12 protein-coding genes are annotated in these 12,593 nt (G+C 31.9%); 2 read left to right on the plus strand and 10 right to left on the minus strand.

Annotated features, from left to right (window positions below):
- On the minus strand, nt 1–1,197 hold the full coding sequence (locus tag HMPREF2578_RS02330) for a 3M3SH-releasing C-S lyase (protein WP_048678735.1): 1,197 nt from the start codon (nt 1,195–1,197) through the stop codon (nt 1–3).
- 178 nt (nt 1,198–1,375) lie between these two features.
- Nucleotides 1,376–1,888 (minus strand): DUF308 domain-containing protein, encoded by a 513-nt coding sequence (locus HMPREF2578_RS02335; protein WP_070508240.1) that lies wholly within the window; start codon nt 1,886–1,888, stop codon nt 1,376–1,378.
- Nucleotides 1,889–2,179: 291 nt separating this feature from the next.
- Between HMPREF2578_RS02335 and HMPREF2578_RS02340 the strand changes: the two genes are divergently transcribed.
- Nucleotides 2,180–2,866, plus strand: a complete 687-nt coding sequence (locus HMPREF2578_RS02340; protein ID WP_070508241.1) for a type 1 glutamine amidotransferase domain-containing protein — start codon at nt 2,180–2,182, stop codon at nt 2,864–2,866.
- A gap of 70 nt (nt 2,867–2,936) precedes the next feature.
- Here HMPREF2578_RS02340 and HMPREF2578_RS02345 read toward each other — a convergent pair whose 3' ends face one another.
- A complete protein-coding gene (locus HMPREF2578_RS02345; RefSeq protein ID WP_049382211.1) occupies nt 2,937–3,758 on the minus strand; it encodes a LysR family transcriptional regulator in 822 nt (273 codons plus the stop codon).
- A gap of 113 nt (nt 3,759–3,871) precedes the next feature.
- Here HMPREF2578_RS02345 and HMPREF2578_RS02350 point away from each other — a divergent pair, with 113 nt between their 5' ends.
- On the plus strand, nt 3,872–4,867 hold the full coding sequence (locus HMPREF2578_RS02350) for a YeiH family protein (RefSeq protein WP_070508242.1): 996 nt from the start codon (nt 3,872–3,874) through the stop codon (nt 4,865–4,867).
- A 76-nt stretch (nt 4,868–4,943) separates the two neighbouring features.
- Here HMPREF2578_RS02350 and HMPREF2578_RS02355 read toward each other — a convergent pair whose 3' ends face one another.
- The 7 genes from HMPREF2578_RS02355 to HMPREF2578_RS02385 form a co-directional block, all read right to left on the minus strand.
- Complete coding sequence (locus tag HMPREF2578_RS02355) at nt 4,944–5,801, minus strand: ABC transporter substrate-binding protein (protein WP_070508243.1); 858 nt, start codon at nt 5,799–5,801, stop codon at nt 4,944–4,946.
- A 134-nt stretch (nt 5,802–5,935) separates the two neighbouring features.
- Nucleotides 5,936–7,279: a dihydrolipoyl dehydrogenase family protein gene (locus HMPREF2578_RS02360; RefSeq protein ID WP_070508244.1), complete on the minus strand. Its 1,344-nt coding sequence runs from the start codon at nt 7,277–7,279 to the stop codon at nt 5,936–5,938.
- A gap of 17 nt (nt 7,280–7,296) precedes the next feature.
- Nucleotides 7,297–7,737, minus strand: coding sequence for a MarR family winged helix-turn-helix transcriptional regulator (locus HMPREF2578_RS02365; protein WP_070508245.1), 441 nt, complete (start codon nt 7,735–7,737; stop codon nt 7,297–7,299).
- 367 nt (nt 7,738–8,104) lie between these two features.
- Entirely contained in the window at nt 8,105–9,808 is a 1,704-nt protein-coding gene (locus HMPREF2578_RS02370) for an ABC-ATPase domain-containing protein (protein ID WP_070508246.1), read from the minus strand.
- A 266-nt stretch (nt 9,809–10,074) separates the two neighbouring features.
- Complete coding sequence (locus HMPREF2578_RS02375) at nt 10,075–10,299, minus strand: hypothetical protein (protein ID WP_231451787.1); 225 nt, start codon at nt 10,297–10,299, stop codon at nt 10,075–10,077.
- A gap of 464 nt (nt 10,300–10,763) precedes the next feature.
- On the minus strand, nt 10,764–11,543 hold the full coding sequence (locus HMPREF2578_RS02380; protein ID WP_017174750.1) for a (S)-acetoin forming diacetyl reductase: 780 nt from the start codon (nt 11,541–11,543) through the stop codon (nt 10,764–10,766).
- Between the two features lie 106 nt (nt 11,544–11,649).
- The gene (locus tag HMPREF2578_RS02385; RefSeq protein ID WP_048761092.1) at nt 11,650–12,540 is read right to left on the minus strand and encodes a LysR family transcriptional regulator; all 891 of its coding nucleotides are present in this window, start codon (nt 12,538–12,540) and stop codon (nt 11,650–11,652) included.
- Nucleotides 12,541–12,593 lie beyond the last annotated feature (53 nt).

Raw genomic sequence — 12,593 nt, forward strand, 5'->3', positions numbered from 1 at the left:
TTAAACTAAAGCCGCTTTTATTTTTTGTAGTCCTTTTTTCATCACTTCTCTAGGCACTGCAATATTAATTCTAATGTGACCCTCTGCGTTATGAACAAATTGCTCTGCGCCTTCAATGATGACACCAGCGTTTTTAATAAAGAATTTCGCCATCGATTCATCAATATCTTTTTCTTTAATATAATAGCTTAAATCTACCCAAGCTAAATACGTCGCCTCTGGAATTTTAAATTCTGCATGCGGCAGTTCTTTTTCTAGGAAATCTGCTAAATAGTTAAAGTTATCATCTAAATAATTATTCATTGCTTGTAACCAATCTTCGCCTTTTTCATAAGCAGCTTGCGTGGCAACCACACTTAGAGGATTTTCCGTACCAAAGTGATGGGTGTTCCAAGTTTTTAGAAGTGATTCATTTTGAATAATGATATTTGAAAACATCAAACCTGCAATGTTGAAGGCTTTACTTTGAGACATAGTAGTGATGATTTTGTCGTAATCTGGGACAGCTTTGGCAAATGGCACATGTGATTGATCTGAACGTTTGATATCACAATGGATTTCATCTGAAATGAGCCATACATCATTGTCTTTCATAATTTGACCCAATGTGTCTAACTCTTCTTCTGACCAGACACGTCCCGTTGGATTATGTGGATTCGCAAAAATGCATAATTTAATATTTTCTGTTTCTACTTTTTTACGTACATCGTCAAAATCAATCTCATAATATCCATGATGATTGATTAGTGGAGAATATACTGTTGAAATATGATTTTTATCACATGCCATTTTAAATGGACCATAACTCGGCGTAAAAATTAGTGCTTTATCATCCTTATCACAAATATAACCTACAAGTTCAATTAATCCAGCCACAATACCATGAGAGAATACAAGATGCTCTTGAGGAAAAGTAAAACCATAACGTTTCTTTGTCCAAGAAACAAAAGCTTCATAATATTCAGAACCGAAGACGTTTGTGTAGCCTAAAATTTTCTTATTTAAACGTTCACGAATCGCATTTAATACGACTTCTGGTGTACTAAAGTCCATATCTGCTACCCACATACGAATCAGTTCATCATTATCTTTTAAATCTGACGTATCTGTATTACCAAAAAGATAACCTTTATAGCCTTCCACATTCATTGAATTTGTATAACGACGATCAATGATTTCATCAAAATTGTAATTCACGATAGTTCCTCCTAAACATGTTCATGTGTTTTATCAATTATCATTCTAATACTTACGTCATATTCTGTATATCAACTTTACTTTTCATTCAACACAACAGATATTCTTTTTAAAAGAAAAACTCCTCACTTTTACAGCAGTGAAGAGTTTAAAATTTAATACGTTTGACATAAATACATTATGCTAGACCATCAATAACGTATGTCACACCTAGGACTGCGAATGTAAATGCGATTAAGGTTGAAACAAAAATCATACCCATCATTGGATTAAATAATAAGATAATACCTAAAATAATCCCTAGGATATTTACGATAATTGATAAACCGCGTAATTGATGTTGTTGTGATAGTGTAAACAGACCGATAACCGAACTGAAAATAAACCAAAACGCAAACATAAATACAAAGAATACTGAACTTGCTCCAACATTAAATACAACAAGAATACCAAAAATTAAATCGATAATACCATTAATTAAAATTAATTTTGTATTTACTCCTACGAGTTTTTTTGCCGTACGACGGAATAAAAGTTGAATGACACCGCCTACCATAATGAGTAAGCCAATCAGCCAAGTAAGTGTATAGAAGTTTTGAACTGGATTACTAAATATAACCACGGCAATAATCAGTAATAGCGTACCAATGATTAAACTTGACCAATTTAATTTTCCATTATCTTGGGCCATTATTATCTCTCCTTTTTATATTTAAAGATTACTACAAGTATAATTTATCTATTATTGGAATACAAAAAACCTCACTAATCGATTGATTAGTGAGGCCACTTTTACGAATTCATAGAATTGGTAAATTGTATATTAATATGTACCACTATTTAACGTTTTTAAACAATTTTTGTAACATTATTTTCAATCACATTAATTTATAATTTTAATATAAAAAATATACCTAGCATGTGTTATTCCTCCTTAAAAATGGGTAATTATGAATTACGTAAACAATTTAGGAGGTATACAATGAGTAAAGCATTAGTAGTTGTTACAAGTGTTTCAAAATATCCTGATATGAATCGTCCAACTGGATTATGGTTAGGTGAAGTCGTTCACTTTGCAGATGTATTGTACAAAAATGGTTATGATATCGACTATATTAGTCCAGAAGGTGGCTATACAGCTATTGATCCTGCAAGTCTACAAGAAGATATGATGTCTGAGTTAGATTGGAAATATTATCAAGATAAAGACTTCATGACACGTCTTGGTAGTACACTTACACCAGATGCTGTACGTGCTGAAGATTATGATATTATCTATTACGCAGGTGGTCACGGAACAATTTGGGACTTCAAAGATAATAAAGATTTACAAGAATTAACACGTAAAATTTATGAAAATAACGGTGCAGTTTCTTCAGTATGTCATGGTGCTATCGGACTATTAAATGTTACAGATAGTGAAGGTAATTCTATTATTAATGGTAAAACTGTAACTGGTTTCTCTAATACTGAAGAAGAAGCAGTTGGCTTAGCAGATAAAGTACCTTATTTAACAGAAGATGAACTTAAAAATCGTGGTGCACATTACGAAAAAGGTGACAACTGGAGCCAATTCGCTGTTATTGATGGTCACATTATCACAGGTCAAAATCCACAATCTGGTAAAGCTGTAGCTGAAAAATTCTTTGAATTAAAAAACAATAAATAAGACACCCCGCAGTGTTAATAAAAAAGTTGGACCTTTCAATCTTTAGAAAGATCCGGCTTTTTTATTTACTCTACTTCATAATCATTTCAATGACAGCTCTAATATTTTTATCGATATATTTATCAACATGTTGAGCAAGGTAATAGTGACGTTTCACATTTAAAGTTGTTATCATTAATTTTTCATAATCTTCGGGATGAATTGCTGATTTTGAAATAATCGCAAACCCATTTCCATCCTCTACCATTTGTTTGATAATCTTAATATTATTAATTTCTATCAAATATGGATTTAATTTCAACTCAGAAAGACCTACTTCCTGATAAAACCTTGTTCCAGACCCTTTTTCTCTAACGAAACATATATCCATTCTAGGTTGAACCGATTTTTTGTAAATATACACCATTTCGTCTTCCATTATTTTCTTACATTCTATTGCATTATCTTGAATTTCCTTTTCTACAATACCTATATCTACTCTGTTGTGTTTAATATCATTTATAACAGAATCTGAATTATTAACACGTAAATGAATATGTAACTTAGGGTATTGTTGCATAAGACTGGTAAGCTGTTTTGATAATAAATATTCACCATATGTATAACTGCTTCCAATTGTTAAAGTGCCTGAGATGATCTCAGATTCCGATGTTAAGTTTTGCCATAATTCTTGTTCAATACTTTCCCGCTGCAATGCATATTGTAATAGCTTTTCGCCATCTCTAGTTAGTTTTAAATATGGAGATTTAAATTCAAATATTTTAATATTATATTTTAATTCTAAACGTTTAATATCACGACTCACAGAAGGCTGCGAAGTATATAAATTTTCTGCTGCTCTAGTAAAACTTTCTGTTTTCATTACTTCAATTAATACCTTGTACGGATCCATACATCATTCTCCTTTAAGTCTAATATAACATTTTTGATATATATACTATACTTATTATTTATTTAACGTTATAACAATAACGTGCTAAGATTTCATATCGAGGTGAAAGTACTATGAAATCAATCACGCAGCCTTCATTTATGAAAGGTATTATGTTTACATTTATGATCGCAATGATCAGTTATATATTAGCTAAATTTCCTATTTTACATACGATTGGGGCATTAGCTATTGCTATTATTTTTGCGATGCTATATCGCCAAGTGATGGGATATCCAGAACACATTCGTCCAGGTATTACGTTCGCATCGAAACGTTTATTAAAATTTGCGATTATCTTATATGGATTAAAACTAAATATGGGAGATATTCTAGGTAAAGGCTGGAAATTACTACTTATTGATATTATCGTAATTATCTTTTCAATAAGTTTAACTTTAATTTTGAATCAAATTATTAAAGGAAATCAAGATATCTCTATACTACTTGGTATTGGTACAGGAGTATGTGGAGCTGCAGCTATTGCAGCTACAGCACCAATCTTAAAATCTAAAGAAAAAGACATTGCAATAAGTGTAGGTATTATTGCACTAGTTGGAACTATATTTGCACTTATTTATACAGCTATCGAGGCTATTTTTAACATACCTACTATAACTTATGGCGCTTGGACAGGTATCAGTCTACATGAAATCGCTCATGTCGTCTTAGCAGCAGATATTGGCGGGCCAGAGGCAATGACATTTGCTTTACTTGGAAAATTAGGCCGTGTGTTTTTACTTATTCCATTAAGCATTGTCTTAATTTTGTATATGCGTTATAAGTCACACTCAAGTCAAGTACAACAAAAAATCGATATTCCTTACTTTCTCATTGGATTTATCATAATGGCTTGTATCAATACATTTGTTCCTATTCCTTCATTACTTATGAATATTATAAATGTTATTACAACGGTATGTATGTTAATGGCGATGGTTGCTCTAGGATTGAATATCGTTTTAAAAGAAGTTATTTCAAAGGCACTTAAACCTTTCATAGTGATATGTATAACTTCAATTTGTCTGTCTGGTGTGACTCTCTTAGTTACTTCTATAATATTTAAATAAGTAAACATGTTATATGCTTATATTTAAAATAAAAAGCATGCATTTCACCATTTTGAAATGCACGCTTTTTTAATCATTATTCTTCAATTTTTGTTAAATCTTCTAAGATGAATTCTGAAGCGATTAATCCTCTATATTTTGCCCAACGTTCACGGTTTACATCGTGTACACGATCATTTCTAACTGCTTCAATATTTGACCACGCTTCTGATTCTTTTAATTTTTCATAATCTGCTTTGTTATCTTCATCTACCATAATCAATATACGTTCTGGATTGAAGCTTGCAAATCGGTCTGTATCTACTTTTAAGTAATCTGCACCCATATATTCAGGTAGGTGGTTCTCCATATCTTCAGGAATAGAACCATTAAAACCAACTTTTTGCAAGAATTGTCCAACATATGAATGTGATGCATGAACATATAAGCCATCATGTGTTGGTACAGCAGCAATAGTTGATACGTCTTTATCAAGTTTAATATCTTTGCTTAAGTCTTCAACTTTTTCATTGTGTTGAACAACAAGTTCACGGCCTTTGTCTTCTTTAGATACGAGTTCTGCAATTTGTTTAAATGTTTCAATACTTTGGTCGTAGTTAGCATCAAAACTTTCTAATAATACTGTTGGTGCTGCCGTATTTAATTTTTCAAACATTGATTCATGTCTTGTTTTATCTGCTAAGATTAATTGTGGTTCTGCTTTTTTAATTAATTCTGTATCAGGCTCCAAACGTGAACCAACAGATGTATAGTTACCTACTAAGTGTTTAATAGAATTTTCTAAGTTATTTTTATCTTTGTCATCAGCAATACCTGTGACATTCAATTCTAATTTAGCTAATGCTTCTACAAAAGAATATTCTAACGCAACGACTGATTCTAATTCATCTGGTATTTCTACGTTAACACCATTCGATTCAAATTCTTTACCCATAATATAAATCCCTCCAAATGAGATGACGTTTCATTTTTCGTACAATATAGTTATTTACGTTTTAGAGAAATTTAAACATTTCATTCTTTTATAAAAAAAACGATTAGCCACATGGACTAACCGTTTTTAAATTCTTATAACATGTTCATTTTTAATAAATCAATCACACCACTTGAAGCACCTGGGAAAGCAAAAATCAATTGACTTAATTCTTTGGCTGTTAAACGTTGATTAATGATAAATACAAGTAAGTTTACTAAATCATTGGCAGCATCTGCATAGATTTCAGCACCTACTAAGTGTTTATGTTCATCTAGTACAATATACATTTCAGCTTCTGTTTCATTCTTATATTCGAATACCATTTGTTTACCGAATGGCACATGTTTTACTGTATATTGATCATTTTCTTTTGCGTCTTCAACAGTTACACCAATTTGTGATAAACGTGGAAGCGAATAAAGTACCGAAGGAATAGCTGGATATTTAATTTCATCTTGTACCATACCTAAAATATGTGCAGCAATGTAGTTTGATTCAAACGTCGCAGTTGGCGTTAATTTAGGAATCGTTTTATCTAAAACGTCACCGCTTGCGTAAATATTTTTAACATTTGTTCTTAAGTACTCATCTACTTCAATACCTTTTTTACTATAATTGATACCGACATTTTCTAATCCAATACCTTCAACATTTGGAACTCTTCCTGTTGCATCAAGTACATATTCTGTATGGATTGATAATCCAGATTCAGTTGTTAGTGTAAACGCGTCTCCTTCTTTTTTAACTGCAGCTGTATTTTCATTTAGATAGAATTTAACGCCTTCATCTTCTAATTTTTTAACTAATTTATCTACATGATTACGGTTAAATCCTGGTAAAATCTCATCTGTATTATGAACCACATGAACGTCAGCGCCAGTTTTAATCATGATAGATGCAAATTCGATACTGATAATTCCGCCACCAATGAATGTGATACTTTTTGGTGTGTCTTCCATCGATAAGAAGTCACGGCTATCATGTGTATATTCTTTACCTTCGATAGGTAATTTATTACTATGTTGACCTGTCGCAACTACGATATTTTCAGTTTCAATAGATTCACCATTTACTTCAACTGTATGTTCATCTTTAATTACACCCGCACCATCATATACATCAATACCTTGTTGTTCAAATAATGATTTTAAATGACCAGCCATTGGATCAATCACTTTATGTTTATAATCCATTAAGTTTGACCAATTTACTTTAAGATCATGTGATTCAACAATACCTGGATAGTGGGTTGCTTCTTCTAATACTTCAAATGGATTTTCAAGTAAGATTTTAGCATTACAGCCCCAGTTTGTGCATGTTCCCGCAATACGCTCTTTTTCGATAATTGCTACTTCTTTACCTGCATGTTTTAACGTTAAAGCTGCGTGCCAAGCTGCATGTCCACTACCAATAAATGTAACGTCGTATGTTTTCATTTAACTCATCCTCTTCTTTATTTTTTATTGAGTTGTTTCAAACCATGTTCTAATTGTTCTAATACGTCTTTTGCTTGGTTATAATTCGTTTTATCAAAATTTGAAGGTAAACATTCGGCTACAGCTTCAAAAACTGCTTCTTGTTGTTGGTGTGCTTTTTCAGTAAGTGTCACTATCAGTTGACGTTTATCAGTTTCAGAACGTTCTCTTATGACCCATCCTGATTGTTCTAATCTTTTTAAAAGTGGTGTCAACGTATTACTTGATAAATCAAGTTGTCTACCAATCTCATGTAATGTTCGATTATCTTCTTCCCATAAAGCCAGTAACACTAAATATTGAGAATACGTTAATCCAAATGGCTTTAATTGTTGTTCATAAAATTGAGCAAATAAGCGGCTCACATTATATGCAGAAAAACATAATTGATTCGCTAATGTCATTCCATCCTTTTTCAACACAGCACCTCTTTTCTATCGTTCACGATTGATTTTAGTATAAACAATCGTGCGCGATTAATCAAATGATAAATATCCAAATATTTCTAAAATATTGAAGGTGTAGAATAGAATTTATTTTAAATTTACTGTTCCACTCCCCTAACACTTTTGCTAGTTTAATTAGAAAAGACTCACTTTCCTTTAATAAAAGAAAATGAGTCCATGGTTTACTTATATCCAATCGGTAAATATTTATTTTTTAATCTTTTTTTCGTGATTTTTCGTATTCTTCCGTTATTAATTCAGATGCTTCACTATTAATCAGACTTTTAATTTTTTAAAAGTAAGACTACCTGCCTACTAAAAAAGATAAGATATACTCTTTTTATTTAACTTTCAATCCTCTATATCGATTTAAGGTACCGATAAATTCTTGTTTACGAGGTAAGGCAAGATTTCCTGGATGTCCATTAAAATGAGAGAGCGCTTCTAATCCTTCATGCTCAATTAAGTGATACATCTCATTTGTTGCTTGAATTATGGAATTTTGATTATTGATACCATGACGTCTAAAGTAATCTAACATCACCGTAATAGCATTGGTCTGACTATCATCCAAAAGTTGTTCTAATCCTGTTAGGTTAATAGGCTCATGACCATACATAATAGAATGTAATCCTTTTGCTTTAAAACGTTTTTCTTTTCCTTTTTTAGAGAAAGAATCTGTTAACGGTATGCGGTGAGATAGCACTCCGAATGACTGATCACCATCAATTTCTCGCTTATAGCCGTCAGTATTCGCAATTTCTTTTGCTTCTTCTGTTACATCTTTTAAATGATATTCATCCATCATTAACACTTGGTCAGCAACATCAAAGTAATCTCCTGAACCGCCAACAATAAGAATAGTAGAAACACTATAATCTTCATATAATGATTTTACTTTATTAGAAAATGGAGTAATCGGCTCTTTTTCTGGAGCGATCAGTTGTTGCATACGACCATCACGAATCATAAAATTGGTAGCTGATGTATCTTCATCAACTAATAATAATGAACTTTCTGCTTCTAAAGCTTCGATTACATTTGTGGCTTGAGATGTACTACCACTTGCGTTTTCTGTAGAAAAGTGTGTCGTATCTTTCTTTCCTGGCAGGTTATCAATAAATGGACTAATATCGACATTTTCAACGTTTCGACCATCCTCAGCACATATTTTCATCGCATCATGTTGAGTCACCACAAATTCTCGACCGTCATGTTGAATGTGATCATATACACTACGCTCAAGCGCTTCTAATAGTGTCGATTTACCATGGTAACCTCCACCGACAATAAGTGTAATCCCTTGTGGAATAGCCATCCCTGTGACTGACCGACCACTTGGAAGATTGAATGTATGTTCAAATTTCTTAGGACTTGTGAATTGAATGGCACCTTTCATTGGAGCGTCTGACACACCACTTTTTCTTGGCAAGATTGAACCATTTGCCACAAATGCGACTAAATGTTCTGTTTCAAGTTGTTGTCTAATATAGATCTGGTCTAGTTTTAATGCGACTTGTTCTTTCAATGCTTGTTGATTTAAATTTTCGTATCGTATCGCTTTTTCTACCATTTGAGGAATGCCCTGTATTATCGTATATGCTGCTGCTTTTCCTAGAATCTTACGTCCAGCTGCCGGTAGTCCAACTTCAATACGTATTTCAATCTCTTTATCATTAATCACTACAGATGTACGTTCGAGTATCTCTTGTCCTGGATGATCGATAAAGATTTTTCCATTTTTACCCGAGCCTTTCACTGTACGATTGAAATGTTTTAACTGGGTATCCACTGTTCGAGTTAAAAAGTCTGAAGTCGCTATACGTTTATCTTTAGTGTCTAATAATTCATTAGGAATTTCAGTCTCTTGTTTCCCAATAATGACACGCATTTTTGAAGGTGGCGCAAAAGGATCGACTTGGACATGATCGATAGCTAGACGGAATTGATCAAATTGATATATCCCTTTCATTCGTTTATAAGCGCCATATTTTTGTCCGTCTAAAGATTTAAGTAATCGTTCTAAATCTTTTGACTGTTTCATCTTAATTCCTCCGTTCATAACATTGCTTTTTTATGTTTACCCTTTTTTAAAAAAATAAAAAATCACTACTCCAAATCATTGAAGTAGCGATATACATTACGTTATTCAGATTTAACATTTGTTCGTCATCATAAATCATGTTCAATTTTAGCTAAACTGCGCCCCCGTGTTTCTGAAAGATACTTAATCACAAAGAACATCGCGAGTACACCAATAGCTGTAAATATTACCATTCATATTAATATTATATAAAATCGTTTTCTTTTCTAAGCAAGTAATAATGGACTTGAAAAAATAAGAAAGAAAATAATTGTTAAAAATAACGTGATACCATTAAATACTTTGCTGCTACTCATTAGACCTACAACACTTGAAACCACTGACAATAGCATGACAAAAAAACCAGGTAAATACCAAAACATATCTGTAAATGTAATCGAAACTGCAAGTAGAAATGATAATACACATAAGATACCAGAAACTATATTCATATTGTTTATTCTCATTGATGTCTTCCTTTCTGTAAGATATTAATAACATTATATACTATATTTATATTTAAATTTACTATATATCATTATTTTTTAAAAATATAAAACACTCTCATTAATAAATATCTAAGTAAGCGTATTTTATCTTTGATTGCGTCTCTAAATCTTTTTGTTACTTGTAGGTGTATTAGCTTTTATTGCTTATTATTTTTGCTAATTACTCATTTTTAATGAGTTATACAATTGCGATGAGTCCAATCATTATTGGTCTATATTTATAGGAAAGGTAACGTTGTCATCAATTAGACTAGTACATAAAAAAACAATAAGGTTAAGTATTTCATCAATATGCAGATAGTATCTACTAAAAGAATATAAAAATGCACCCCAAAAGTTAGATTTTAAGTCCAACTTTTGGGGTGCGTATCAGTTTTAAAAATAATAATATATATTTGTTGTTTAAATTAGTGGAATCTCATACCGCCATCAACAATAATAGTTTGACCAGTAATGTAATCAGAATCACTGCTAGCTAAGAAACCAACCACATTGGCTACATCTTCTGGTTTAGATAAACGTTTTAATGTGATTTGATCAGTGAATTGTTTCCAACCCCATTCTTCTGGTTGATTATTTTCTTCGGCTAATTTTTTAGCAATACCTTCCATCATAGGTGTTTCAACGATACCTGGTGCAAATGCATTTACTGTAATACCTTTGTCAGCTAAATCACGTGCAGCAACTTGAGTTAATCCACGAACTGCGAATTTAGTACTACTGTATAAAGATAATCCCGCATTACCTTCAACACCTGCTTGAGATGTTGCGTTTATAATTTTACCGCCATGACCTAATTTTTCAAATTGTTCTAAAGCTGCTTGAATGCCCCAGAATACGCCTCCAACATTTACTCCGATAACTTGATTAAATTGTTCAGGTGTTACTGTATGAATAGGTGTTGTTGGTCCTAAACCAGCATTATTTACAACTACATTTAACTCTCCAAAATGTTCTACAACTTTACGTGTCACATCAAAAACATTTTCACGGTCGGATACGTCAGCTCTAAATGCTACTGCTTCTTGACCTTCTTTTGAAAGTGCTTCAGCAGCTTTTTTTGCGCCTTCTTCATTAAAATCGACAATAGCAACGTTAAAACCGTCATTAAATAAACGTTCTGCTATTTTGAAACCAATACCTTGTGCTGCACCTGTAACAAGTGCTACTTTTTTAGAATTGTCCATTTACTACACCTCTTAAAGTAATATAACTTTCAATTATTATGTTAGCACTTTGTATGTAAAATACTATGAAAAGTTTGTGAACTTTTGAACAAAGTTTTGTTAATGATTACTTCTTTAAATAATCAATAAATCGTAATAAAGAGGTTTCATTTTTTCTGTTGTCATTGACTATCGCTGTAAAATACACTGAATAATCAAAAGGATGGCCTAGAGGTATGGCCTCAATATATTCGTCATTTAAAATGGGTTCGTCTTCGATCATGTAACTAGAAATCATACCTACACCTAAGCCTTCTGCAACAGTTCTTAATAAAACGATGGGATTATGCGTACGAAATACAATTTTTAATTCTCCATTTTCTTCTTCGAATTTTTTCAAATGATGATGGTAAAAGCTACGATCATAGAGGATAAATGGATAGTCTTTAATATCCTCTAAATTAACAGTATCTTTAAACGTAAGTTTAGATTTAGCAGGTACAATAAGTTTAAAATTCGTCGATAAATTAAGAGGAAATTCATGAATTAAGGACATTGTTTTATCTGATTCTTTTTTACCAATTAATCCTAAATCTATCTCATTATTTCTCAACATTTTTATAATATTTTCACGGTCAGATTCTATAACTTCAATATCTACGTTTGGATAATCAACTTTAAATTGAGAAATGACTTTAGGAAGTAGTTTGTGAAATAACGTTGGTATAGTGGCTATGGTTAATTTTCCTGTTATATGTGTTTGTAAACGTTCTACTTCTAGCATGAGATGTTCTTTCGCTTCCAAAATTTCCAATATTTTTGGAATCAATCGTTTGCCAATTTCTGTCGGTATTGTCCCTTTTCTGGAGCGATAAAATAATGAATATCCTAATTCTGTTTCCAGATTAGCAATCGATTGACTCATGGCAGATTGACTAATATGCATCAGTTCACTTGCACGAATCATTGATTCTTGTTCGTATACTGATTTAACATATATTAGCTGTTCAAAATTCATATGTTCTCCTCCCTTATATTAGTTTTACTTATATTAAATTAAATTATTCTAAT

Source organism: Staphylococcus sp. HMSC072H03 (assembly GCF_001809305.1).
In the GTDB taxonomy this organism is placed as follows: domain Bacteria; phylum Bacillota; class Bacilli; order Staphylococcales; family Staphylococcaceae; genus Staphylococcus; species Staphylococcus hominis.